This is a genomic window from Tritonibacter aquimaris (assembly GCF_009617595.1).
Lineage (GTDB): Bacteria > Pseudomonadota > Alphaproteobacteria > Rhodobacterales > Rhodobacteraceae > Epibacterium > Epibacterium aquimaris.
Window position 1 is genome coordinate 292,348 of record NZ_WIXK01000005.1, and the last position, 25,195, is coordinate 317,542.

Annotated in this window: 24 protein-coding genes; 11 read left to right on the plus strand and 13 right to left on the minus strand. The window is 57.4% G+C overall.

Going from position 1 to position 25,195, the window contains the following annotated elements:
- Positions 1–136: 136 nt before the first annotated feature.
- Together GG681_RS11800 and GG681_RS11805 are read left to right on the plus strand one after the other, a co-directional pair.
- A complete protein-coding gene (locus tag GG681_RS11800; RefSeq protein ID WP_153548205.1) occupies positions 137–730 on the plus strand; it encodes a uracil-DNA glycosylase family protein in 594 nt (197 codons plus the stop codon).
- Positions 723–1,514 carry an SseB family protein gene (locus tag GG681_RS11805; protein ID WP_153548206.1) on the plus strand — a complete coding sequence of 264 codons (792 nt, stop codon included), beginning with the start codon at positions 723–725 and terminating at the stop codon, positions 1,512–1,514. The genes GG681_RS11800 and GG681_RS11805 overlap by 8 nt, the downstream gene beginning before the upstream one ends.
- 132 nt (positions 1,515–1,646) lie before the next feature.
- Here the strand turns inward: GG681_RS11805 and yghU are convergent, their stop codons facing one another.
- Complete coding sequence (gene yghU, locus GG681_RS11810; protein ID WP_153548207.1) at positions 1,647–2,519, minus strand: glutathione-dependent disulfide-bond oxidoreductase; 873 nt, start codon at positions 2,517–2,519, stop codon at positions 1,647–1,649.
- Positions 2,520–2,857: 338 nt separating this feature from the next.
- Here yghU and GG681_RS11815 point away from each other — a divergent pair, with 338 nt between their 5' ends.
- Complete coding sequence (locus GG681_RS11815; protein ID WP_153548208.1) at positions 2,858–3,388, plus strand: YHS domain-containing (seleno)protein; 531 nt, start codon at positions 2,858–2,860, stop codon at positions 3,386–3,388.
- 82 nt (positions 3,389–3,470) lie between these two features.
- Here the strand turns inward: GG681_RS11815 and GG681_RS11820 are convergent, their stop codons facing one another.
- The 6 genes from GG681_RS11820 to GG681_RS11845 form a co-directional block, all read right to left on the minus strand.
- Positions 3,471–4,871, minus strand: a complete 1,401-nt coding sequence (locus GG681_RS11820) for a TRAP transporter large permease (protein ID WP_153548209.1) — start codon at positions 4,869–4,871, stop codon at positions 3,471–3,473.
- A 2-nt stretch (positions 4,872–4,873) separates the two neighbouring features.
- The gene (locus GG681_RS11825) at positions 4,874–5,518 is read right to left on the minus strand and encodes a TRAP transporter small permease subunit (RefSeq protein ID WP_153548210.1); all 645 of its coding nucleotides are present in this window, start codon (positions 5,516–5,518) and stop codon (positions 4,874–4,876) included.
- A gap of 79 nt (positions 5,519–5,597) precedes the next feature.
- Positions 5,598–6,608: a type 2 periplasmic-binding domain-containing protein gene (locus GG681_RS11830; RefSeq protein ID WP_153548211.1), complete on the minus strand. Its 1,011-nt coding sequence runs from the start codon at positions 6,606–6,608 to the stop codon at positions 5,598–5,600.
- Positions 6,609–6,747: 139 nt separating this feature from the next.
- Complete coding sequence (locus tag GG681_RS11835) at positions 6,748–8,091, minus strand: sigma-54-dependent transcriptional regulator (protein WP_153548212.1); 1,344 nt, start codon at positions 8,089–8,091, stop codon at positions 6,748–6,750.
- Positions 8,088–9,845 carry a sensor histidine kinase gene (locus GG681_RS11840; protein ID WP_235899912.1) on the minus strand — a complete coding sequence of 586 codons (1,758 nt, stop codon included), beginning with the start codon at positions 9,843–9,845 and terminating at the stop codon, positions 8,088–8,090. Before GG681_RS11840 ends, GG681_RS11835 begins: the two co-directional genes overlap by 4 nt.
- A gap of 100 nt (positions 9,846–9,945) precedes the next feature.
- Complete coding sequence (locus GG681_RS11845) at positions 9,946–10,515, minus strand: GcrA family cell cycle regulator (protein ID WP_153548213.1); 570 nt, start codon at positions 10,513–10,515, stop codon at positions 9,946–9,948.
- A 182-nt stretch (positions 10,516–10,697) separates the two neighbouring features.
- Between GG681_RS11845 and GG681_RS11850 the strand changes: the two genes are divergently transcribed.
- A complete protein-coding gene (locus GG681_RS11850) occupies positions 10,698–11,510 on the plus strand; it encodes an ABC transporter permease (RefSeq protein ID WP_153548214.1) in 813 nt (270 codons plus the stop codon).
- Here GG681_RS11850 and GG681_RS11855 read toward each other — a convergent pair.
- Both GG681_RS11855 and GG681_RS11860 read right to left on the minus strand, forming a co-directional pair.
- A complete protein-coding gene (locus tag GG681_RS11855) occupies positions 11,492–12,388 on the minus strand; it encodes a DMT family transporter (protein WP_153548215.1) in 897 nt (298 codons plus the stop codon). The genes GG681_RS11850 and GG681_RS11855 overlap by 19 nt on opposite strands.
- A 62-nt stretch (positions 12,389–12,450) precedes the next feature.
- The gene (locus GG681_RS11860; RefSeq protein WP_153548216.1) at positions 12,451–13,680 is read right to left on the minus strand and encodes an MFS transporter; all 1,230 of its coding nucleotides are present in this window, start codon (positions 13,678–13,680) and stop codon (positions 12,451–12,453) included.
- A 329-nt stretch (positions 13,681–14,009) separates the two neighbouring features.
- Between GG681_RS11860 and GG681_RS11865 the strand changes: the two genes are divergently transcribed.
- Positions 14,010–15,185 carry an aspartate aminotransferase family protein gene (locus tag GG681_RS11865; RefSeq protein WP_153548217.1) on the plus strand — a complete coding sequence of 392 codons (1,176 nt, stop codon included), beginning with the start codon at positions 14,010–14,012 and terminating at the stop codon, positions 15,183–15,185.
- 76 nt (positions 15,186–15,261) lie between these two features.
- Entirely contained in the window at positions 15,262–16,188 is a 927-nt protein-coding gene (argF, locus tag GG681_RS11870) for an ornithine carbamoyltransferase (RefSeq protein ID WP_153548218.1), read from the plus strand.
- Positions 16,189–16,257: 69 nt separating this feature from the next.
- Here argF and GG681_RS11875 read toward each other — a convergent pair whose 3' ends face one another.
- From GG681_RS11875 to hrpB, 3 genes are all read right to left on the minus strand, one after another.
- Entirely contained in the window at positions 16,258–17,733 is a 1,476-nt protein-coding gene (locus GG681_RS11875; protein ID WP_153548219.1) for an inorganic phosphate transporter, read from the minus strand.
- A gap of 23 nt (positions 17,734–17,756) precedes the next feature.
- On the minus strand, positions 17,757–18,218 hold the full coding sequence (locus tag GG681_RS11880; RefSeq protein WP_153548220.1) for an NUDIX hydrolase: 462 nt from the start codon (positions 18,216–18,218) through the stop codon (positions 17,757–17,759).
- A 162-nt stretch (positions 18,219–18,380) separates the two neighbouring features.
- Positions 18,381–20,840, minus strand: coding sequence for an ATP-dependent helicase HrpB (gene hrpB, locus GG681_RS11885; protein WP_153548221.1), 2,460 nt, complete (start codon positions 20,838–20,840; stop codon positions 18,381–18,383).
- A gap of 192 nt (positions 20,841–21,032) precedes the next feature.
- On the opposite strand from hrpB, the gene meaB reads away from it, so the two are divergent.
- The 5 genes from meaB to GG681_RS11910 all read left to right on the plus strand — a co-directional run bounded on the left by meaB (position 21,033) and on the right by GG681_RS11910 (position 24,164).
- On the plus strand, positions 21,033–22,016 hold the full coding sequence (gene meaB, locus GG681_RS11890) for a methylmalonyl Co-A mutase-associated GTPase MeaB (protein WP_153548222.1): 984 nt from the start codon (positions 21,033–21,035) through the stop codon (positions 22,014–22,016).
- Positions 22,017–22,320: 304 nt separating this feature from the next.
- The gene (gene rpmB, locus GG681_RS11895; RefSeq protein ID WP_153548223.1) at positions 22,321–22,611 is read left to right on the plus strand and encodes a 50S ribosomal protein L28; all 291 of its coding nucleotides are present in this window, start codon (positions 22,321–22,323) and stop codon (positions 22,609–22,611) included.
- Between the two features lie 110 nt (positions 22,612–22,721).
- Positions 22,722–23,096: a hypothetical protein gene (locus GG681_RS11900; protein ID WP_153548224.1), complete on the plus strand. Its 375-nt coding sequence runs from the start codon at positions 22,722–22,724 to the stop codon at positions 23,094–23,096.
- Positions 23,097–23,112: 16 nt separating this feature from the next.
- Positions 23,113–23,655: a copper chaperone PCu(A)C gene (locus GG681_RS11905; protein ID WP_153548225.1), complete on the plus strand. Its 543-nt coding sequence runs from the start codon at positions 23,113–23,115 to the stop codon at positions 23,653–23,655.
- A 62-nt stretch (positions 23,656–23,717) separates the two neighbouring features.
- Entirely contained in the window at positions 23,718–24,164 is a 447-nt protein-coding gene (locus tag GG681_RS11910) for a low molecular weight protein-tyrosine-phosphatase (protein WP_153548226.1), read from the plus strand.
- Positions 24,165–24,185: 21 nt separating this feature from the next.
- On the opposite strand, the gene GG681_RS11915 is transcribed toward GG681_RS11910, so the two are convergent.
- Positions 24,186–25,151: a LysR family transcriptional regulator gene (locus GG681_RS11915; RefSeq protein WP_153548227.1), complete on the minus strand. Its 966-nt coding sequence runs from the start codon at positions 25,149–25,151 to the stop codon at positions 24,186–24,188.
- Positions 25,152–25,195: the final 44 nt, after the last annotated feature.

The following is a 25,195-nucleotide window of genomic DNA, read 5'->3' on the forward strand; positions in this document are numbered from 1 at the left end:
CCCTTTGCGTTTCCATGTTTCGATCCCATCTTTATAGTCCGCCTGCTTGAAAACAGGGGCGACGGAGCGATTTTGCACCGAATTACTTAACATTGCCTTTGTCCTCTGCGACGGGGAATAGGGATCAGCCAAGTCTATGAGCCAGGATCTTGCACAGGAAATACGCAATTGCCGCCTTTGTTCGGCCCGTTTTGCGGCCACGCCTACGGGCCATCGGCCGCGCCCGGTTGTGTGGTTTCGCCCTTCGGCGCGGATCTTGATTGCGGGGCAGGCGCCGGGGATGCGGGTATATGAAGCAGGCCGCCCCTTTGCAGATGCATCGGGGGATCGGCTGCGCGCATGGCTTGGTTTGGATGAGGCCGCGTTTTACAATCAAGACCAGCTTGCGATTGTTCCAATGGCTTTTTGTTTTCCAGGGTATAACGCCAAGGGCTCTGATTTGCCGCCACCACCTATATGTGCGCAGAGCTGGCACAGCCGGGTGTTTGACGCCCTGCCAGATGTGCGGTTGCGTATTCTGGTCGGCGGCTATGCACAGAAATTTCACCTTGGCACGCGCGGCTCAGTGACCGATACAGTGGCCAATTGGCGCGCTTTTGGTCCAGATGTGTTTCCCTTGCCGCATCCGTCCTGGCGCAATACTGCTTGGTTGAAGAAAAATCCCTGGTTTGAGGCGGAGGTTCTGCCCGTGCTGCAGACCCGCATAAAGGAAGTGATGCGCAATGAGTGAAACAACACCGCTTGATATCGCCCATGCTGCCATGATGGCAGCTCCGAATGACGATGTGGCGCGGTTGCGGTTTTATGAGCGGCTTGCGGATAGTGAACTGTTCTTGCTGCTTGCGTCTGAGCCGGAAGGTGAGCGGGTGGAGCCCGAGGTGTTTCAGACCGAACAGGGCAGCTTTGTGCTGGTGTTTGACCGTGAAGAGCGCCTTGCCGGGTTTGCCGGGAGAATTGTGCCCTATGTTGCCCTTTCTGGTCGTATCATTGTGCAGATGCTTGAGGGGGCGGAAATTGGTCTGGGGCTGAATCTTGAGGTTGAGAACGGATCACAAATGCTCGTGCCTGCGGAGGCGCTTGATTGGTTGCGTGACACGCTTGGTAATGCGCCAGAAACGGTAGAGGCCAATGTGGAAGAGGTGTTGCCCCCCAAAGGGTTGCCCGAAGTTCTACTGACGGCCATTGATACCAAACTGGCCATGGCGGCGGGGCTTGCTGAAAGTGCGTATCTGGTGGCGCTGCGCTATGACACGGGCGGTCAGGGGCATCTGCTGGGTTTTGTGGGTGCAAAGTCCGGCGCTGAGAACGCTTTGGCCAAGGCGGTGTCTGAGGCGTTGATTTTCTCGGGCATTGAAGCGGGCGCGTTGGATGTGGGGTTTTTCCAAAGCTCTGATGAAATGGCCGGGCGTCTTGCCCGTGTTGGCTTGCGTTATGAATTGCCAAAACCGGTGGAGCCCAAAGTTGAGCGGGCAGCACCTGGGTCTGACCCGGACAAGCCGCCGCGCCTAAGATAGGGGGCGCTCCCGCCCGTCATCGCGTTTTGGAAAAACGCTCTTCCCGTTGGGCCGAGCGCCGCGCCAGAGGCGCGGCGTTTTCATGTTGCGCCCGTCGCGCTGCGAAACAGCGCAACGGGCAAGGCGGGCATTTTACTCCGCAGGCGCGAGCTTATCTTGCGTCTTGGTTTCAAAATCATCCGCTGAGTGACGCTCATGCAGTTGCTCATGCAACTCACCCCAGGTGCGGTTCACTTTGCGGCCCCGTTGCACGGCCGGACGTGCGGCAATCATCTTGGCCCAGCGTTGCAGGTTCGGATAGCTTTCTACGTCCAGAAATTCCGCCGCATCATAAAGCGTGCCCAGCGCAACCGCGCCATACCAGGGCCAGATCGCAATATCTGCGATCGTGTATTCTTCGCCTGCAATATAGGTGTTGTTGGCCAGCTGCTTGTCGAGCACGTCAAGCTGGCGTTTGGCTTCCATAGTGAAACGGTTGATGGCGTATTCGAATTTTTCGGGCGCATAGGCGTAGAAATGGCCAAAGCCTCCGCCCAGGTAAGGCGCGGAGCCCATCTGCCAGAACAGCCAGTTCATCACTTCGGTACGGGCGGCGCCCTCTTTTGGCAGGAAGGCGTCGAATTTTTCAGCCAGCTGCACCAGAATGGAGGCGGTTTCAAACACCCGCACCGGAGCGTCGCCGGTTTTGTCCAGCATCGCCGGGATCTTGGAGTTGGGGTTCACCTCAACAAAGCCTGAGCCGAACTGATCCCCTTCGCCAATGTTGATCAGCCAGGCGTCATATTCCGCGCCAGCGTGGCCTGCTTCCAGCAGCTCTTCAAACATCACGGTGACTTTTACCCCATTGGGCGTCGCCAGTGAGTAAAGCTGGTAGGGGTGTTCGCCAACCGGCAGCTCTTTGTCATGGGTGGGGCCAGAGATCGGACGGTTGATATTGGCGAATTTGCCGCCATTGCTCTCGTCCCAGGTCCAAACCTTTGGCGGAGTATATGCGTTGTCAGTCATCGATATGCGCTTTCTGTAAACCCTGATGCCACCCAAAGGCCTGCTTTAGATGGAATGGTGCTGATCTTTTGAGGCGGCCCGTGCGAGCCGCCGCAGATCCTTAGATATGACATGGTGTGAAAATTCCAATGACTGGAAGGATGGCCCGCGCAAAAAATACCAAAATTTGTTTACGGGTTTATATTACGACTTTCTCACAGCTGCTCCAAGCTGGACACATGGCTGTGACCCCCAGATGCGCAAATGTGACAAAACGCATATGGTCAGAGGGTACCGGCCGGGCACAGATGCACGGCTGCAGCCTAACGATACCTCAAACATCGAATAGAGGATTTGACATGAAACGTTTTGCTTTGGCCGCAGTGGCGGCGCTCGCCCTGTCCGCCCCGCTGGCCCTACCGGCATTTGCAGGTGATCAATATGTGGATGAAACCGGTTTTGCGGTGTCCGGCTATGATGTTGTGGCCTATCGCTCATTGGAGCAAACCCCCGTTGGCACGCCGCAGCCGCTGGCGGTTCCTGGCTCCTCACAGTTCACGGCTGACTACAATGGCTCCACCTTTGCTTTTGCTTCGGCTGAGAACCGCGATCTGTTTGTGAGCAACCCGTCTTACTACGCGCCGCAATATGATGGGCATTGCGCCTATGGCGTGTCGCGCGGTGGTAAAGTGCCAGCAAACCCGCATCTGTGGCGCATTGTCGATGACAAACTGTATCTGAACATCACCAAAAACGTGGTTGGTTTCTGGGAAGAAGATATCCCCGGCAACATCAACTTGGCAGAGGACAACTGGGTTGGCATTGATGACACCCCAGCCTCTGATCGCACTATTCCGCAATTTACCTCATCTGCGCCTGAAAAAGGCTAAGTTGGCAAGCTTAGGTGTCATTTGAAACGAAAAAGCCCCGCAGCAACCGCTGCGGGGCTTTTTTGATCTTAGGTCAGCGCCTTTACGCGAGGCTTGGCAGCCAAAGCACAATGGAAGGGAAAGCCACCAGTGCGGCAATGGTCAGCGCGTCGGCGATGAAAAAAGGTGTTACGCCTTTGAACACGTCCTGAACGCTGATGTCATCGCGAACGCCCGCCACCACAAAACAATTCAGGCCAATTGGTGGTGTGATCAGGCAGAACTCTGCCATTTTCACCACCAAGATCCCGAACCAGATCGCACACATCGGACCTGACATGCCAAAGCTACTGTCCGCGGCTGAGACAAACTCACCGCCGTTCAGCGCCATCACCGCAGGGTAGACCACCGGCAGTGTGAGCAAGAGCATGCCAATTGCGTCCATGAACATGCCCAGCACCGCATAGGCCAGCAGAATGCAGATCAGGATCAGCATCGGTGACATGGTGAGCGAAGTGATCCAATCGGCAAAGGCTCCGGGCAGATCCGCAAACCCCAGGAAACGCACGTAGATCAATACGCCCCAGATGATGGTGAAAATCATCACCGACAGTTTGGCTGTTTCCAGCAGCGCGTCTTTGAACTCACTCCAGCGCATGCCACGATAAAGCGCCATCAGAAACACAACAAAGGCTCCGATCGCGCCGCCCTCGGTCGGGGTGCCCCAGGCATCGCCGCCAAAGGGGTTGTAGACAAAGAGCACAATAGTCGCGACCACAAACAGGATCGGCAGCGCTGGCGGCAGCGCGGTGAAACGTTCCTTCCACGTGAATCCACTGACAGCGGGGCCGAAACCTTTGATTGTGAGGGCCATGCCAATGATCAGCGCGCCGTAGATCAGCGCTGAAAACGCGCCGGGCACAAAGCCTGCAAGCAAAAGCTTGCCCACGTCTTGTTCGACGATGATTGCGTAGATCACCAAAATGGCAGAGGGCGGAATAAGCGAGGCCAATGTGCCACCCGCGGCCACAACCCCCGCAGCAAAACGTTTGTCATAGCCGATTTTCAACATCTCAGGGATGGCGATACGGGCAAAGACAGCTGAGGTCGCAACGGAGGCCCCAGATACGGCTGCAAAGCCTGCGGTGGCAAACACGGTTGAGACCGCAAGCCCGCCCGGAACCCAGGCAAACCAGCGTTTTGCCGCCTCAAACAAGGCCCGCGTGAGGCCTGCGTAATAGGCAAGGTAGCCGATCAGGATAAAGGTCGGGATCAGCGACAGCGCCTGGCTTGAGACTTTGGAATGGGGCACTTGTCCTGCGGTTTTGACCGCAATGGTCAAGGCTTTGCCAAAGCGGCCCGGATCATAGCCAAACTTGGCCCAGAAGATCCAAATGAGCCCGATCATACCCGCAAGGCCAGCCGCAAAGGCCACGCGCATGCCAAGCACCACCAGCACCAGCATGCCGCCAGAGACGATCAATCCAATTTCAATAGGTTCCATCTTCAGCGTCCCTCGGTCTCATCATGGCCAGAGACATGCTCGGCTTCCATTGCGGCTTGGGTGGCGGCGTCGGCAATCATCGGGATTGCAACAGGGGTCTGGTCATTGCGTATGAATGCGCGCGCATAGCCCCATAGCTGCAGGCAAAGGCGCAGACACAGGATGGAAAACGCAACCGGTGCCAAGAGTTTCGCGGGCCAAATCGGTAGGGCAATATCCATCGAGCTGTCGCGGCTCCACATCGGGGATGCAAAATCAAAGCTGCGCTGAAAATGCGCCCAGGTGCCCCAGACCAGAAGGATCATCAGCAAGAGGATTGCCAGGGTTGTGATGAATTCCACCAGATACAGTGCCCGCCCATGCAATGCGCCCACCAGCATATCCATGCGAATGTGGCCGCCATCACGTTGGGTATAGGCCACACCCATAAAGGCAATAAGCGGCATCGCCTGTTCGATCCAATCCACATAACCGGGCAGGGGGGCGTTAAAACCGTTACGCCCGCTGACAGAAACCACCGCCAGCAACATCAGGGAAAAAACCGCCAAACCACTGAGCAGGGCGAACAGCTTTTCCAATGCATAAAGCCGCGTGTCAATTCGGCTCAGCAGACTGTCATCAGACAGAACGAGAGAGGATCCGGCCATGCGGGTCGCTCCTTATGTTCGGGAAATAAAAAGGCCCCCAACAGGCCGCTTTGGCGCTGTCGGGGGCGAGAGGGTGGTCTTATTTGCCTTCGGCAATCATACGCGTGACCATGTCATAGAGCTCTTGTGCAGGCAGGCCGCGTTTGGTGTTTTCTGCGATCCATGCTGCGGCTGCGGGGGCGGCTGCAGCATCTTTGAACGCGGTGATTTCTTCTTCGGAGAAGGTCACCTGGGTGATGCCGCGCTCATCCAGAGCCGGACCCCATGCATCCATGGTTTTGTTGTTGTAGTTGTAGATATAGTAATCCAGCGCCTCGGGCACGGAATCCAGCAGCGCATTGCGGTGCTCATCTGACAGACCCGCCAGCGCGTCGCTGTTGACCACAACCGGACAGTTCAGCGTGCCTGGGTTCAGGTTTGCAGTCCACCAAGTGGCGTTTTCAATGGTGCCGTAAGACATATGCGCGTGGGGCGCAAAGCTGGCCGCTTTGATCACGCCGCTGTCCATAGACTGGCGCACTTCGGTTGCAGACATGGAGGTAGGGACCGCGCCGATGGTTTCCATCGCAGCGCCAATACCACCGGTCGCACGTACGGTCAGGCCCTGAAAGTCAGACAGCGAAGCAGGCGCATCACCCACACCCACAATGTTATACTGCGGCAGCGGCGACGGCATCAGCAGGGTTGCGTTCCAACGGCCCAGATCCTCAACAACTGCCGGGTGCTGATACAGCGCCATCGACAGCTCGGTTTCTTGTGCCAGAGAGGTCACGCCCAGGAAGGGCAGTTCCAGCACGGTGATCGAGGGGTTTTTGTCGCGGTGATAACCGGCACAGAATTGCGCCATCTCAAACGCGCCAATTTCGATCCCGTCAAGGTTCTCGCGGTTTTTGGACAGGCCACCATAGCTGATGTTCAGGGTGAACTCGCCATTGGTTTTTTCATTCACAAGCTCAGCAAGCTTTTCCACGTGCTCGGTAAAGGCGCGGCGTTTGCCCCACAGCGATACATTCCACTCGGTGGCCATAGCCTCACCGGCAAAAGCGACGGTCAAAGCAACAATAGCTGTTTGTGTAAGGGTCTTGCGCATTCTGTCTCCTCCCAGATGCATTCTGAAATCTCGATACAGAGTGTCTAAAACTGAACAGAGTTTGGCTATGAAGGAAATCGCGCGCGGCTGTGTCTTGGGCCTGCGGCTTTCCGCAGGCTGCTAATCTTGGATGAATGGCTTACAAAAGCGCGTCTTTGTCGAGGCCAAGTTTGACGATCTTTTCGTTCAGCGTGCGCCGCCCAATCCCCAGCGCATCTGCGGTGTCATCCATGCGCCCATGATGGTCACGAATGGCCTTGGCGATGAGCTCGCGCTCAAAACTTGCTACCGCCTCACGCAAAGTGGTGGGGCTGTCTTCAGCAGGGGCGGCGCCATGAATGGCCTGCATCATTGTGCCACCGCCACGGCGCGCGGTGAGGCATCTGCGTTCGCAGGCATGGCGCAGTTCGCGCACATTGCCGGGCCAGTCATGCGCCAAAAGCGCGGCGAGGTCATCGTGGCTCAGCTCGGGGGCGATCAGGTCATAGACCCGTGCCGCCTGATTGAGGAAATGACGCGCCAGTAGGGCAATGTCATCGCGGCGCCGTCGCAGCGGGGGCAGCTCCACCATGACAGTATTGAGCCGGTAAAACAGATCCGCGCGCAGATCCCCGGCTGCAACCGCCTGTTCCGGATCCACATTGGTTGACGACAACACGCGGAAATCCACCGCGATCGGGTTGGGTGCGCCAATCGGCAAGATCTCTTTTTCTTCGATCACGCGCAACAGTTTGGCCTGAACCGGCAAAGGGCAGGCGCAGATTTCATCAAGATAAAGCGTGCCACCCACTGCACCGCGCAGCTGGCCGTTGTTTTTGCCATGAACGCCGAACATTTCGGCTTCAAACCGCTCTTCCGAGAGGGCGGCGCAGTTCAGTGCCAGAAACGGCCCATCCGGGTGCGGGCCCAGATCGTGCAGGGCACGGGCGACCAGATCCTTGCCGGTGCCCGTTTCACCTTTGAGCAGCACCGATACACCTATGTCGCTCACGTTTAAGATATCGCGGCGCAGGTGTTCCATATGCGCTGTTTGACCAAGCACGCTGCGATCAAGGCCCGACAATTGCATCAGGCGTTCCGTAAGGCGTGCATTGCTTTGGCGCATGCGGGCGCGTTCAGCTGCGTTTTGCAACACCTGCAACAGGCGGCGCGGCTCATAGGGTTTTTCCAGAAAACTATAGGCGCCGTCCTGTACCGCCTGCACCGCCATCGGAATATCGCCATGGGCGGAAATCAGCACCAGCGGCGGCGTACCTTCACGCAAGGAGAGCGCTGCCAAAAGTTCAAGCCCGGACATGCCGGGCATACGCACATCAGACAAAATCACATCCGGGCGCGCATCATTTAGATAGTCCAGCACCAGATCCGCGCGCGACAAACATTCCACTTGCCAGCCTGCAGCCTCTAACAGTGTCATAAGCGACTGGCGCATTTGCTTGTCGTCGTCCACCACCAAAATACTGTTGGGGCGTTGATCGATCATGTGGTCTCCTGCGTGTTCGGGCTTTCCACAACCGGGAGGCGGACACAGAAACAGGCCCCGCCGGTTTTGCGGTTTGCGGCGCTCATCTCGCCCCCATGTTCTTTGACAATTTGTGCAGATATGGCAAGCCCGAGCCCCATGCCGCGGCCGCTTTCACGTGTGGTCACAAAAGGTTCTTGCAGATCGGACAGGGTATTTGCGCCCAATCCATGCCCATTATCACGCACTTCAACTACGATGCTGCCGTCTTGATGTCTGGCATCCAGATGGATCCTTGGGGTGTCTACGCCTTCAATTGCATCCGCGGCGTTGCGCAAAAGATTGACCACCACTTGCTCTAGCCGCAGCCGGTTGCCGCGCAAACTGGGCAGGCCAGTGGCAATGTTTGTCTCAACCACAATCTTTTGCTGCTCAAAGGTCGGCGCCATAAGCTCAAGCGCGGCCCGCAATGCGCCTTCCATCTCAACTTTGTCGAAGGTCTTTTTGCCGGAACGGGCAAAGAACTTTAGCTGCCGGGTGATCCCGTCCATGCGATCCACCAGCGATGTGAGATTGTTGAGCATCGCGCCAGGGTTCTGCGCGCCGCTGATCTGGGCTGCCACCAGATGGTTGCGCATGGCGGCGATGGGTTGGCCAAGTTCATGGGTAACAGAGGCGGAGATCTGCCCCAAAGCGGCCAATCGGCCCGCGCGGTTCAGCTCTTCTTGAGTGCGTTCTAAACGCTGCTCGGTGAGGCGGCGTTCCGAAATTTCATGGGCAAGACGTGCGTTGGTGGCGCGCAGGCTGCTTTCTTCGCGCTCAGATCTGCGCAGCGCCTCGCGAATGCGGCGGGTGCGATACAGCTGCAGCGCGCCAAGCGCCAGACCCGCCGCCACCGCTGCCACAGCGGTGATCAGGCCACTGCGTGCAACGGCGCGGTCATCGCTTGCGAAATAATGCACTTCCCAGCCGTGAATACCTGATGGGGCGTGAACATGGAGATGGGTGTCATCTTCGATGCGCGCGCGCTGCTCAGGCTCGCTGTGCCAATCCAGGGGTGTTAATCTATAGCTGCCGAATTGCCGGGTGGTTTTTATGTATTCTGCCGCCTCCGGTGCCAGGGGTCGCAAAAGTTTATACTGCCAGTCCGGCATCGACGACAGGATCACCACACCGCGATCATCTGCCAACAAGACCTTTTCGCCAGAACTGCGCCAGCTTTCGGCCAGGGCTTTCAGCCCAACCTTGATCGCCACCACGCCAATCACTGTCCCATCGTCGCGCCGCACAGGATCTGCGATGAAATACCCCGGCGTGCCGGTGGTGCTGCCAATGGCGTAAAACCGGCCCTGCCGCCCTTCGAGCGCGGATTTGAAATAGGGGCGGAACCCATAGTTTTTGCCCACAAAACTTAGAGGTGTGCGAAAGTTTGATGCGGAAATTGTGCGCCCACCCGTGTCCATCAGATAGATCGCTTCCAGCCCCGCGCGCTGGGCAAATTCAGCCAGGCGGAAATTCAGCGTGACGGTGGCGGATTGGTCCAATGCGGCGCGCACATAGCTGTCGCGGGCCAAAACATGGGTGAGATGGGAAAACCGTTCAAGCTCTGCGTCAACGGTCGACTGATACAGCGACAGCCGCCCTTCGGCCCGTGCCATTTCTTCGGCGACAAAATAATCATAGGACAGGCGAAACAGCAGCCCGGTGATCAGCACACAGCATAGAACCAGATAGGGAAGGCGAAAGCGGCGCATATGGGTGGTGTTGGTCCTCATCAGATGACAGGTGCCACCATGAGCCAGAAACAACATGCAGTGCAAATGAAAACACCCCGCGCCTTAGGCTGCGGGGTGTTTGTTCAATCATTGCGTCTGATCAGCGTTTGCGATCGCGCCGGGTGCTCATGGGCTGGAAGGCCACGCCCACATGGGCTTCGCAATAGGGTTTGCCCTGTTGCACCGGCAGGCCGCAGAACCAGAAATCTTCGGTTGCGGGATCACCCACCGGCCATTTGCAGGTACGCTCGGTCAGCTCCATCAGGGTGAGCTTTTTGGCTTTTTTCTCAATCTCATTCACCTTGGCCAGCGCTTCGGGGCTGATTTCATTGGCCGAAGGCTGCGGGGGCAGGGGCTGGCCTGCGGGAATGATCTGTTTGCGCGCGGGCAGCGAAGGTTTCGCATCCGCCGCCGGAGCAGGTGTCTGTGGGCGCGCAGGCTCGGTCTTTGGCTGCGGCTTTGGCTTGGGCGCGGCCTTTGCTGCGGGTGCCTTTTCCTTCGCCTCAGCGCTTTTGGTGCTGGTTGCGCGGTTGGACAGTCCCAGACGATGGACCTTGCCGATCACCGCATTGCGGGTCACGCCCCCGAGTTCCTTGGCGATCTGGCTGGCCGATTGACCCTCGCCCCACATTTTCTTGAGCAGTTCGACGCGCTCGTCTGTCCAGGACATAGTTTGCCTTTCAAAGCTAATAGCGGCCTCAGCATGCTGCGGCCGCCATCGAATTCCTTATCAGCGGTCTATTCTAATCACTGAATTGAGAGTTACAAGGTATCTTGCGCCTGCTGTTACATAAGCTATGCAACATAACCACAGCACAGCAGCACACATAGCACAGCAATGATGGGGCGAAAATGGCAGATTATGGATATCGCGTCGGCGGGATGGAACGTCGTTTTGGCCGCGTAAACTGGTTGGGGCTCAGAACACTTGCACGCCGCGAGATCACCCGGTTCTGGGTGGTTTGGACACAGACTTTGATGGCGCCACTGGTGACCGCTGGTCTGTTTTTGATGATCTTCAATATCGCCATTGGCCCCAGTCGCGGGGATGTGATGGGGGTGCCGTTTTTGCATTTTCTGGCACCGGGCATCATGATGATGACGGTGATACAAAATGCTTTTGCCAATACATCTTCGTCGATCGTGATCTCCAAGGTGCAGGGCAATATCGTGGACACGCTGATGCCACCGCTGTCTGGTTTTGAGGTGCTGATAGGCTACCTAGCAGGCGCTGTTGCGCGCGGTTTGTTTGTTGCGCTGGGTATTGCTGTTGGCCTTTATTTGGTGCTTGGCATTGTGCCTGCGCATCCGCTGGTCGCGCTTCTTTATGTGGTTTTGGGCGCAACCTTTTTGGGCGGGCTTGGTATTGTGGCCGGGGTCTTTGCCGATAAGTTCGATCAGATGGCGGCGATCACCAATTTTATTGTGACACCGCTCGCATTTTTGTCGGGAACTTTTTATTCGGTTGACGCTTTGCCGCCGGTATTGCGCACGCTGAGCCATCTCAATCCGGTGTTTTACCTGATCGATGGCGTGCGATTCGGTATTATCGGCACCTCGGACAGCTCACCTTTGCTTGGCTTTGTGGTGTGTTGCCTGTCGGCGCTGGCGATTTGCACGCTGGGCTGGACAATGCTGCGTTCGGGTTATCGTCTCAAAGCCTGAGCGCGCTGCACCCCTTCGCGCCAGGCCAAAAGCGCAGCCCCGCTTAGAATCACGCAGGCGCCTATCACGCTGATCCAGTCAGGCACCTGCGCAAAGATCGCAAAATCATAGAGCGTGGCAAACACCAGCGTGGCATAGGCGAACGGTGCCACAAACGAGGCATCCGCCCGCGCCATGCCGTTGATGAAAAAGCTCTGTGCACAGGCCATCAAGACACCCAGTGCTGCCAGCGCCCCCCATTGAGACAGGGTTGGCATCTGCCACACTGGAATTACTGCAATGCTCGCGATCGCTACGCCAATTGCGTTGTTGATCCAAAGCACCTGCAGCGGGCGTTCGCGCCCGGTGAGCTTTTTGATAAAGATCAGCTCCATCCCCATCACAACCGCGGCGCCCAACGCCAGTAGCGCGGCGGGTTGAAAACTTGCGGGTGTTGGCCGCAGCAGGATCATTGCACCAATCATCGCAATGCCTGCAGCCCCCCAACGCCAGGGGCCGACACGCTCGCCGAGCAGGGGAATGGCCAGCAGCATGGCAAACACCGGGTTCAAAAAGGTGATTGCGGTCGCGTCAGACAGCGGAATATAGGCCACCGCTGCAAACATCAGCGTAACCCCGCCCCAGCCAAACAGTGTCCGCCCCAGATGCAGCGGCAGATATGGTTTGCTCAGTGTGGGCCGCATTGCTGCAACCGCTGTGGTAATTGCGCAAAAGGCAAAAACAAAACGCCCGTGGCTGACCTGCAGGGGATGCAGCGGTGCGCCCAGGCTTTCAGTGCCAAGAAGCTTTGCAAGCAGCGACGTCGCGGCGATGAAGACCGTTGCTGCAACAATAAACAATGCGGCAAGAGGCGGGTTTTGCTGGGGTGTTTTGCTCATGGTCTAGCGATGCGTTGCATTTGTTGATTTGGCAAGACTGAACTTTGCCCAACGCGCTACAGTCAAAGCCGCAGCCGTGCCATGGCATAAAACCACATCGCGCCCATTCCTGCGGCCGCAATGACATAGGGCAGGCGCAGGGCCAGAAGGTCACCAAGCATCGGTGCGGTCAAAGCCACCATCCAGCCCCCCAACAGCGCGCCAAAAGGTGACATGCCCCAGCCAAAGAACCGATAGAGGCTGTTTACCCGTCCCAGCAGGTCATCAGGGATGTGGCGTTGGCGATAAGAGACCGTCACCACATTCCACAACAGCGCTGCAAACATCTCCAAAAACAGACCGGCGGCCACCCAATACACAGAAGGTGCCGCGGCAATAACGGCCAGCGCAACTGCCATAAGAGGCAACGCCAACAGCAATGCCTGTCGTTCACCGCTTCGTGCCGCAATCATCGGGCTGATCAGCCCGCCCAGAACCCCACCCGCGGCACCAGCCGTCAGCAGCAGGCCATGCTGCGCAGCCGTCAGTCCAAACACATCCTGAACAAACAGGGGAAGTACCGCCAGGGTCATCATCGACAATAGGTTCATGATCCCCAGCATCAAAGCAAGGCGCAGTATCGTTATGTGGCGTAGCAACCATTGGATGCCATCTTTTGCTTCTTGGTGCCAATTGCGCTGTGTACGCGGTGCACGCGCAGGGATCCGCATGGCCCAGATCAGCGCAGCCGCAGCTGCAAAGGTCAGCGCGTCCACCACAAAGGGAGCGGGGGTTGCATAAGATATCAAGATCCCCGCCAAAGGTGGCCCAACAAAACTGCCCATGATCTGTTCAATGCTCCAGAGCTGGCCATTGGCTCGTTCCAGCGCGTCTTTGGGCACGACAGTTGGCAATACGGTTTGTGCAGCATTGTCGCGCAGTACTTCTGCCGCGCCGAGCAGAAAAGCCAATGTGCTGAGCGCCAGAATATAAACCAAAGGGTCAGATGCGGGCAACGGCGGCAGTGCAAGGATTAATGCAATCACCGTAAACGTGAGCATCATGCGACAGAGGTCCGCGCGCACCATCAACTGGCGACGGTCGCGCCGATCCGTCCAGACTCCAGCGGGGATGCTCAATAAAAGCCAGGGCAGGCGGCCCGCAAATGCCACCATCGCCACGAGCATTGGATCGCGGGTGATCAAAGTCGCCAGCCACGGAAACGCAAGCGCCGAAATCCCATCACCCAGATTGGAAATTGCGGTTGCGGAAAACAAAAACCTGAAGTTCGGCACCGCCCATATATGTGTCATACCCGCATCAGGCGCGCGCAGCGGGTTATTGTCAACGTCTGGTCGCAGTGGGGGCGAGTGCGTGTAAAATTGCCGTGCATTCATTTTGCCCGAATGAGGTGACAAAAGGGGTTCACAAGTGTCATTTCCTCCATTATGGAACTGCTCTATGATCAAACGCGCATATACCACGTCCTTGCGACGCCGACGCTGATAGCAGTTGCTTGGGCCATGGCCCTGTTTGATCCCCGTGCCTTGTTGTTTTGTGCACATCACCCTTTCAAATCAATTGACCCAAAGGCCAGGCTGTTGCACTGATTTGGCCTTACTGTTCCAAAAAGGATGATCCAATGATCCCGTCCGTCTTGCCAACCTATTCGCGCGCCCCGCTGCACTTCGTCAAAGGCGAAGGCTCCTGGCTGGTGGAGGCTGACGGCCGACGTTTTCTGGATCTTGGCGCAGGTATCGCGGTAAATGCGCTGGGCCATGCCCATCCGAAACTGGTGGATGCACTCACCAGCCAGGCGCAAAACCTCTGGCATGTGTCAAACCTCTATGAGATCCCGCAGCAGCAGGCTTTGGCAGACAAATTGGTAGAGCATTCCTTTGCTGACACGGTGTTTTTCACCAACTCCGGTACGGAGTCCTGTGAACTCGCCGTCAAAATGGCGCGTAAATACTTCTATGAGAAAGGCCAGCCTGAACGGGTGGAGATCATCACCTTTGACGGATCTTTCCACGGTCGCTCCTCTGCGGGTATCGCGGCTGCTGGCAGCGAAAAGATGACCAAAGGCTTTGGTCCGCTGTTGCCGGGGTTCAAACATTTGACCTTTGGTGATCTGGATGGGGTGACAGACGCCATCTCTGATCAGACCGCCGCAGTTCTGATTGAACCTGTGCAGGGCGAGGGTGGCATTCGCCCGGTGCCCGATGCCGAGCTGAAAACGCTGCGCGGTATCTGCGATGAAGCGGGGATCTTGTTGATCCTTGATGAGGTACAATGTGGTGTGGGCCGTACCGGCAAGCTCTTTGCTCATGAATGGGCAGGCATCACCCCTGACATCATGATGGTGGCCAAAGGCATCGGCGGCGGCTTCCCACTTGGCGCGGTGCTGGCAACAGAAAACGCGGCCTCCGGCATGACGGCGGGCACCCATGGCTCCACCTATGGCGGCAACCCGCTTGCCTGTGCTGTGGGCTGCGCCGTGATGGACGAGATCGCCAATGAAGACTTCCTCGCAGAGGTCAATCGCAAGGCCGCGCTATTGCGTCAGAAGCTGGAAGGCTTGGTGGCAAGCCATTCTGAGGTGTTTGATGCCGTGCGCGGATCGGGCCTGATGCTTGGGCTGAAATGCAAGGTGAGCAATCTTGATGTGGTGCAAGCGGCCTATGACGCTGAGCTTATCACGGTTCCTGCAGGTGACAATGTGATCCGCTTGCTGCCCGCGCTTAACCTGACGGATGATGACATCCAAGAGGCCTTTGCCCGTCTGGATAGGGCCGCGAGCCAGGTCAAAACCAGCTGATTTCACCTTTTCCCAAATACTCCGGGGGTGTGGGGGCTGGCCCCCACATAAGCCCGATCCTGAAAATGAGACCGATATGAACCATTTCCTCGATATCCATAAAACCGACCCGGTCGCCCTGCGCGGCATTATCGATCAGGCCCATGCGATGAAAAAAGCGCGCCTTGGCCGCCCCAAGGGCACGCCTGATGATGAACAACCGCTTGCGGGCCATATGGTTGCACTGATTTTTGAAAAACCCTCCACCCGGACGCGCGTGTCCTTTGATGTGGGAGTGCGCCAGATGGGTGGCGAAACCATGGTGCTTTCCGGTAAGGATATGCAGCTGGGGCATGGCGAAACCATTGCCGATACCGCGCGGGTGCTGAGCCGCTATGTGGATCTGATCATGATCCGTACCTTTGATGAAAGCGTGCTGGTGGAAATGTCGGAATACGCGTCTGTTCCAGTGATCAACGGGCTCACGGATCGCACCCATCCCTGCCAGATCATGGCCGACATCCAAACCTATGAAGAGCACCGTGGCTCGATCAAAGGCAAAAAGGTTGTCTGGACCGGCGATGGCAATAATGTCTGCGCCTCCTTCCTGCATGCGGCGGGCCAGTTCGGTTTTGATGTGACTTTCACAGGGCCTGCGCAGCTTGATCCCGAGGATGAGTTCATCGGTCTTGCACGCAAAGCAGGCGCAACCATCACCATTGAACGTGATGCTGAAAAAGCTGTGCAAGGTGCGGATCTGGTCGTCGCGGATACCTGGGTGTCGATGCATGACAGCCAGTCCTCCAAGGAGCGCCGCCACAATATGCTGCGCCCGTATCAGGTGAATGATGCGCTGATGGCACATGCAAAACCCGATGCGCTGTTTATGCACTGCCTGCCTGCGCACCGCGAAGAAGAGGTGACCTCAGCGGTGATGGATGGCCCGCAGTCGGTGATCTTTGATGAGGCCGAAAACCGGCTTCACGCGCAAAAAGCTGTCATGCGGTATTGTCTGGGCGTCTAAGTGCGCCGCTATACATACGGCAAAAAAGCCGTCCCAGTTCTCGGGGCGGCTTTTTTACGTCTGCTGCCGTTACATAAGCCCCAGCCGGATCAGGCTAAAGATCATTGCCGATAGGGCTGCGGCGGCGGGGACCGTAAACATCCAGGCTGCAATAATGGTCATGAAATGGCTGCGCCGTACCAGTTTGCGACGGCGGCCTTCTTCTGCGGCCAAGGCAACGGGGGCGTTCTTTTTCTTCTTTTTACGCTGGCGTGCCATATGCCATTCGCGAAAGAAACCAACGCCAAATACGCCACCAACCGCCACATGGGTCGAAGACACTGGCAGGCCGAGGCTGCTTGCGAAAATGACCGTGATCGCTGCGGAAAGCGACACACAGAACGCCCGCATCGGGTTCAGCTTGGTGATCTGGTCGCCCACCATGCGGATCAGCTTGGGGCCAAAGAGAAACAGACCAAAAGAAATTCCCAAGGCCCCAATCACCATCACCCAGCGCGGAACCTCTACGTCGGCCACACTGCTGCCGGTCTGGGTCACGTGGACAATTGCAGCCAGCGGCCCGATCGCATTGGCCACATCATTGGCGCCATGCGCAAAAGACAGCAGGGTTGCGGATATCACCAGCGGCAGGGTGAACAGGGTTTTGAGATCGCGATTGCGGTTCTCCAGCTGTTTGGCACGATGGCGAATGATCGGTGCGGTGATCACATAGGTGAGGCCTCCAACCACCAACCCGGCCAAAGGCGCGCTGGTCGGTGCAGAGGTGAATATCCGGTCCACGCCCTTGATCATCAAATAGCTGGTAAAGGCGCCTGCCATAATTGCCACCAGCACAGGCACCCACCGGGCGGCGGCAGCGATTTTATCTTCTTTATAGGCGATCTGAGTTTTGACAAAGGCCAGAAACAGCGCCGCAATCACCGCCCCCATCAAGGGCGAAACCACCCAATTTGCTGCAATCAACGCCACCAGAGGCCAGTTCACCGCGTCAGAGCCAAGCGCAACAAGCCCCGCGCCCAGAACGCCTCCAACAACTGAATGTGTGGTGGAAACAGGCGCACCAACCCAAGTTGAGAAATTCACCCAAAGCGCCGCAGACATCAATGCTGCGAGCATAGCCCAAACCAGGGCGTCAACATCCGTGATATGTTCGATCTGCAAGATATCATAAGAGATCGTGTGCACCACATTGCTGCCCGCCAAAAGCGCTCCGGCGCTTTCGGCAATAGCGGCAATCAATATGGCAGCCCCCATCGGCAGCGCGCGTGCACCCACCGCGGGCCCCATGTTGTTGGACACGTCATTGGCCCCGATATTGAGCGCCATATAGGCCCCAAGCACCGTTGCCGCGAGTACCACAACCATATTGTCGAGATGGCCCATCGAGGCCGCAGCCAGCAGCACCGCAAGCACAACAAAACCTGCGGCCGCCGCTTTGCCGATGACGCCCCGTGCCACATAGGTTGCGGCCAGCTCTACTTGTGAGATCCGGCTCAAATCCTTGTCGAGGGTGCGCCACCCTTTGGGAGAAGGGGCGTTGGACATTGCGGTTCCTTTGGCGTCTGTGCTCAAAGAGCAGCGAGCAGTTCTTGCAGCTCAGGCTCAGCCACCAGTGTTGAAGCCTTTTTCGGCGAGAGCCATTTTCGCTTTCGCTGCGAGGCTTCGGGGTAGCTGTCTGCCAGTTTGTGCACATTTACAGCATAGATCAATGTTGTCACCGGCTCGCGGGTGCCATTGTCGCGCCGTTTGTAATAGTTATACGACCCAATTGGCGTGTCATCAATTTCAGCTTCGATGACACCAGCCTCTTCCCAGGCTTCTTGCAACGCAGCTTCTGAACAGGTCTTGCCGTTCATCGGCCAGCCTTTGGGGATGATCCAGCGACCGGTGTCACGGCTGGTAATCAGCAAAACCTTACGATTGTCACCGCTGCCACGCAGGCACAGGGCTGCAACCTGCAACCGACGAGGGCGCAGGATGAGCGGGCGCAGGTATTCTTCCCAAACCTTTGTTGGGAAAAAAGATGTCATCGACGGGGACAGAATTGTCTGCTTCCTCTGAAATTTGATGGAATGTAACGATAACATGTAGGTTTTCAAGGCCTCGACCGTCGCTTCTGAAGACTACAGCCGGGTTATTTGCAATTCATTGCAAATTTCTTGCAATTGCTGCCGTTTGATAGGTGTGGCGCGTTATTTTGCGGTGGGACGACGTTTGGCCCGTAACGTGGGATCTGCCTCGGTGGGATCTTCGGGCCAGGGGTGTTTGGGGTATTGCGCGCGCATGTCCTTGCGCACATCCTCATAAGAGCCGGCCCAGAAACCGGGAATGTCGCGGGTAATCTGGATCGGTCGCTGTGCGGGTGACAGCAGGGTGACTTTCAGTGGTTCTGTGCCGATGGTCGGGTGGCGTGTGACGCCAAACAGCTCTTGCAGGCGAACCTCAATGGCGGGGATCTCGCCGCTGTAATCAATTGGTATTTTGCGACCAAGCGGCGTTTTGAAACTGGCAGGAGCTTCACGTTCCAAAAGCTGCGACTGCTCCCAGCTCAGCGCGGCTTGCAATGCGGGCACCAGATCAAACCGTTTCCAGTCTTCCTGGCTGCGTTCACGCCCAAGCATCGGCAAAAGCCAGTCCTCCAGCGTGGCCATAAGGCCATCATTTGAAAAATCTGGAAGGTCATGTCCGGCCTCACGTAAAAGCTCTACCCGCGCCACCAATCGTTTGGCCGCGGGGGAGAATTTGAACCCGAGATCGCGCACACCATCCAACATCGCGCGGGCGACCACGTCTTGGGGGGCGTTCTTCCAAATCTGATCATCCAGAACGATTGCGCCAAGTTGCTCTTGTTTGCGCGTGACCACGCGCCGGTCGCGTTTGGACCATTCACACAGATCCACCTGGGTGATCTGATCTGCAAACAGGTCGCGGATGTCGCTGAGGCTGATCTGCGCGGCCATCCGAATGCGCGCTTCACGGGGGTTGCCATCAGTGTCGAGCGTCACAATGAACGGGGCGCTCGCCAGGCCGTCGGCGCTTTCCATCACTGCGCCTTTCCCACCTGAGAGCACAAAACGCGCGATATCGCCCTTGCGACGCTGGCCAATGCGATCCGGATAGGCCAAGGCGGCCATTGCGGCAGGCGATAGGTCGCGCGATACTTCCGGAGACTGACGGCGCAGGCGTTTGATCTCAGATTTGATCCGCTCAACCGTTTGGCGGTTAAACTGATAGGGGCGGCGGCTGGCAAAGGCTTTGGCATCTTTTAAAAGCTCAAGCCGGAGCGCCAGGTCCGGTGGCGCGCCGCGCAAAGGATCGCGTTCGCCGCACAGCGCACATAGCGGCGCGGCGGCAGGGCCTGCGTTCAGCAGCAGATGTCCAAGGCGTGGGTGCAGCGGAAGTTTTGCCAGAGCTTTGCCGTGATCGGTGATGCGCCCATCCTCAGCAAGCGCGCCCAGCATGCGCAGCAATGCCTGCGCTTCGCTTAGCGTGCCAACTGGGGGCTGGGTCAAAAACGAAAGATCCTCTGGGCTAGCCCCCCATAACGCGAGCTCAAGTGCCAGTGGCGCAAGATCCGCCGCCTCAATCTCTGCCGGAGGGAACGCCATCAGCGCGCCTTCTTCGCCCTTGGTCCAGAGCCTGTAGCAGATACCTTCGGCCACCCGGCCTGCACGACCCTGACGCTGGGTGGCTTCGGCGCGGCTGACCCGCTCGGTCACCAGCCGCGACATGCCGGAGCCGGGGTCAAACCGCGCCCGACGCGATTGCCCCATATCAATCACAACCCGCACATCCTGAATGGTCAGCGAGGTCTCGGCGATCGACGTGGCCAAAACGATTTTGCGCCCCTGTGTGGCAGGGCGAATGGCCGCCTGCTGTTCTGCAAAGGGCAGCGCGCCAAACAGGGGGCGAATTTCGCAGCTTTCTGGCAGGCGCGAGGACAAGGTGGTAGCTGCGCGACGGATTTCGCCTTCGCCGGGCAAAAACGCGAGCAAAGCGCCGCCGGTTTTGCGGCTTTCACGTTCGGCGCGCACAATAAGATCAACCATCTCATCGATCCTGCGGGCTTTGGCTGGCAGAGGTTTTTCCAACCAGCGCGTTTCCACCGGGAAGCTGCGCCCCTCGGATGTCACCATTGGCGCATCCATCAAAGCAGCAACAGGTGCCGCATCCAATGTGGCAGACATGGCAATCAGCATCAGATCATCGCGCAGCGCACCCGCAACCTCGAGACATAGCGCCAGGCCAAAGTCAGCATTCAGCGAACGCTCATGGAATTCATCAAAGATAACCGCAGAGATCCCCGGCAGATCGGGTTCGCGCTGCAGCAGCCGGGTCAGGATGCCCTCTGTTACCACTTCGATCCGGGTGTCCTTGCTGACTTGGGCTGCGCCGCGCATGCGGTAGCCCACGGTCTGCCCTACCGGCTCCCCCAGGGTTTCTGCCATCCGTTCTGCGGCGGCACGCGCTGCCAGACGGCGTGGCTCCAGCATGACAATTTTACCCGCGCAGAGGTTCGCATCCAGCAACGCGAGCGGCACCCGCGTGGTTTTGCCCGCCCCCGGTGGGGCCTGTAAAACCGCACGACCGGTTTGGCGCAACGCGGCTATCAGGTCGGGCAGGGCGGATTCGATGGGAAGCTTTTGTGACATAGCTCCTTATTGTCAGAGCTGCGTCAAAGGTCCAGTGCAGGTGCGACCCCAAGCTGTTTTCGCGCGCAAATCGCAGGAGCGTTACGTCAGGGGTTTTGACTTGGTGCGCTAACACTCATTTCTGCCAATCCAAGACTGGACTTTCGGGCGCGGCTCCGGTTGAACTCGGGCAACAAAGAGGGAGGCTGACGCATGGGTGATGAGATAGCACAATTGGGGGAACGGATCCTCAATGGCGAGCGGCGCGCACTGGCCCGCGCCATCACCCTGATCGAAAGCGGTCGCAGCGATCACCGTGCCGATGCTGAGCTGCTGTTGCAGCAGGTGCAACAATCAGGCCGCGAAGCGCTGCGCATTGGCCTTTCTGGTACGCCGGGTGTTGGCAAATCCACCTTTATCGAAGCCTTCGGTATGATGCTGATCAAAATGGGGCTGAGGGTAGCTGTGCTTGCAGTGGATCCAAGTTCTACCCGATCTGGTGGTTCGATCCTTGGAGATAAAACCCGGATGGAATATCTGAGCCGCGAGAAAAACGCCTTTATCCGCCCATCGCCCAGCCAGAATCATCTTGGTGGGGTGGCGCGTCGCACCCGTGAGGCGGTCGCGCTCTGCGAGGCGGCTAATTTTGACGTTGTCTTGATCGAAACCGTTGGTGTGGGGCAGTCAGAAACCGTTGTGGCAGAGCTTTCGGATCTGTTCCTGCTCTTGCTGGCACCTGCGGGGGGCGATGAGCTGCAGGGCGTGAAACGCGGCATTATGGAAATGGCCGATATGATCCTGGTGAACAAAGCCGATGGTGATCTGAAATCAGCCGCCACCCGCACCTGTGCCGATTATGCTGGTGCGCTGCGCCTATTGCGCAAGCGTCCGCAGGATCCCGATGGTTATCCCTGTGCAAAAACGGTGTCCGCGATTGAAAAAGATGGCCTCCAAGACGCCTGGGAGACCATCCAGACCTTGATCGAATGGCGCAAGGACAATCACCATTGGACTCGCCGTCGCGCTTCACAAGCGGCCTATTGGTTTGATCAGGAAGTGCGCAGCGCGCTTTTGGCACAGTTGAATGCGCCCGATGTGCGTCAACGCATGGCGCAGCTCAGCGCCCAGGTGGGGCAGGGGCATATGGCACCAACGCATGCTGCGCGCAAATTGCTTGCCTCATTGGCGCAGTCATAGCGCCAGACGGGCTTCATCTTTATATAAATACTCAAGACAGCCCCATCAGGGGCTTTCTTTATATTGTGGGCGCGGCAAAAGCACAGTAGATGCCGGTGCAGCGCATGCATTTGCGGGAAAACACTGGCTGGCACCATAAATCCGTTTCATTTGGCTTGACCCCGCCCGCGATTCCTCCTAAACGCATCCAACCAGTTTTCGGGCGCAGCCAATGGCCGCGCCCCTTGTGATTTGGCAGTTGATTCGATGTTTCGGCAATTTGGTCGGCCTCGGTTCTTCCGCCCCAGAAACGAAGGATAAACTCATGTCGCGCCGTTGCGAACTGACCGGAAAAGGCCCGATGACTGGCAACAATGTCAGCCATGCGAACAACAAAACCAAACGTCGCTTTTTGCCGAACCTGAACGACGTTACCCTGCAGTCCGAGACCCTGGGTCGTGGCGTCAAGCTGCGCATCTCTGCTGCTGCACTGCGCTCTGTTGATCACCGCGGTGGTCTGGACGCCTTCTTGGCAAAAGCCAAAGACGAAGAGCTGTCCACCAACGCGCTCAAAGTGAAAAAAGAAATCGCAAAAGCGCAGGCTGTAGAAGCCTAATACGCGTCTTTACGATCGTAGAATACAAAACGCCGTCTGGTTATCCAGGCGGCGTTTTTGTCGCGTGTGTCCCTCTTGTGATGTGCTGATCGCCTCGGCATAAGAAGTCTATGAGACATCTGTTGCGGATATACCTGAGCTTGGCTTTGATGCTGAGTGTGACCCTGATGGGGCAGGGGGCCGCTGCTGGCATGGTTATGCCGGATGCCGCCGGGCGGATGGTTATCTGCACCGGTGATGGGGTGATCTCGATCTATGTGGATGCGGATGGCCAACCCACCGCCCCTGATCACGTCTGTCCTGATTGTGTGGTCATGAGCGCATCACTGCTGATGCCCGCGCTGCTGGAATGGCGAGCGCCGCAGTCCACAGCGCGCAATGCGCCAATCCTTGTACGTTCCTTTTGCACCACTTGGCTTGCCCCAAGTTCAAGCGCCCGGGCACCGCCCGTCAGCCTGTTAATTTCATCCCTAATTACAGTCTGACACTTAAGGAAAACACATGTCTTTTACCTCTAAATTCATCGCCGTCGCTGCTGCTGTGATGCTCAGCGGTGCAGCGCTCGCAGATCAAGCCAATGGTGTGGCCATCGAAGACGCCTATGCGCGCGTCTCCTCTCCGAACGCCAAAGTGGGTGCGATCTTCTTTGAAATTGACAACCACGGCGCGCAGGATGATCGCCTGATTGACGCCAAATCCGATATCGCGGCCCGCGTTGAGCTGCACACCCACAAAGAAGGCAATGATGGCGTAATGCAGATGCTGCATGTGCCCGAAGGCTTTGCTGTTACTGCTGGGGGGCATCACGCGCTCAAACGTGGTGGTGATCATGTGATGCTGATGGGGCTGCACAAGGGGCTTCGTGACGGGGATGAAGTTGCACTGACACTGGTGTTTGAAAAAGCCGGTGAGATCGAAGTTGTGGTGCCTGTTGATCTTAGCCGCAAGGGTCATGCTGGCCACGGCGAGCATAAGCACAGTGAGCATAAACATGATGACCACAAGCACGATGGTCACGGGGATCACTCTGGCCACAATCATTAAATCACAATTTGGGCGCGGGGATCTCGCGCCCTTTTTGCATCCAACTTCGTGAGGTGATCCAAATGGCGCAGCGTATTCTGTTTGTCTGTCTTGGCAATATCTGCCGTTCCCCCGCGGCTGAGGGCGTGTTTCGTAGTCTTTGTCCTGAATGTGAGACTGACAGCGCTGGCACCTCTGCCTGGCATGTCGGCGAGCCGCCCTACGGCCCAATGCAGGCCGCCGCGCGGATGCGGGGGCTGGATCTTTCAGATCTTCGCGCGCGTCAGTTTGTGGCGGGGGATTTTGCGGCTTTTGATCTCATCGTGGCAATGGATCAGGATAATCTGCAAAATATCGAAGCTTTGCGCCCAGATGGATCTGACACAGAGGTGGTCTTGCTCACAGATTACGCGGCAGAGACCGGGGCAAGCCATGTTCCCGATCCCTATTACACGCGTGAATTTGATGCCTGCCTCGATCTGATAGAGATCGCGGCCGCCGGGCTTAAACAGGCTTTGGCTCCGGGCTGAACAAGCGCAGCCCGTGCAAAGTCAGTCGTTGATGACCTTAAACTCACCTGCGAGCCAGGGCAGGCGCGCCACGACTTTGTCGATCATCTGGCTTTGCACCAGGCGGCGGCTGGTGGTGGCGACATCACGTGGCACCCGATCTGCCCAATCTGACGCTGCAAACAGCGAAATTGTACGTTCCAGCGCGCCAAATGGCAGCGGGAACGCTTCGAGTTGGTCATGGAAACGCTCAGCACGCATATATCCCAGTGGTGTGGTGACGGCCCAGCCGATCCGACGTGCTACCATCGCCATCAGCGCCAGATGGGAGCCAATTTCAAAACGCTCCTCAAAGGCAAATCCCGCGCGCTGCATCTGTGCTTCGATCTGCTGCGAAATGAGCTGCTCGCGGGCATAGCGCAGGAAGGGCAGGGTATTCAGCCGATCAATGTCGACTTCAGCGCTGCCCAGCAACCCCTTGGGGGCAACCAGAATAAAGGGATCTCGTACCAGCGGATATTCGGTGATGCCGCTGCGGGGCTCACCTGTTGATGCGGCGATGGCGATGTTCAGTTCACGTGCATCCATCGCACGGCTGATTTCCAGGCTTGAGGCGGTGATCATCTTGAACCGGCACTGGGTCATGCTGTCGGCCAGGATGGTTGCAAGGCGTGGTGTCAGGTCATTGTCAAAATCATCAATCAAACCTATCGACAGGGTGCTGAGATGGGTCAGATCCATCACCGACATTTCGCTTTGAGCCAGTCGCAGTTCTGACAGAACCAATTCCGCGCGGCTTAGAAAATTGCGCCCCGCCGGGGTTACAACCATGGGGCGCCGTCCGTGATCCACCAGATCCCCACCCAGTGCTTTTTCCAGATTTCGCAATTGTTGGCTGACGGCGGGTTGGCTCAACCCTGTAATTTCTGCAGTTTGTGCCACCGACCCTGTCTTTGCCAAAGCTTCAAAAACTTCAAGCCCCCGCAGGGTAACCCCTTTTAACAACATATTTGCGCTCCAAAAAAATCTGGCACTTAGTAACCGTTGCGCGC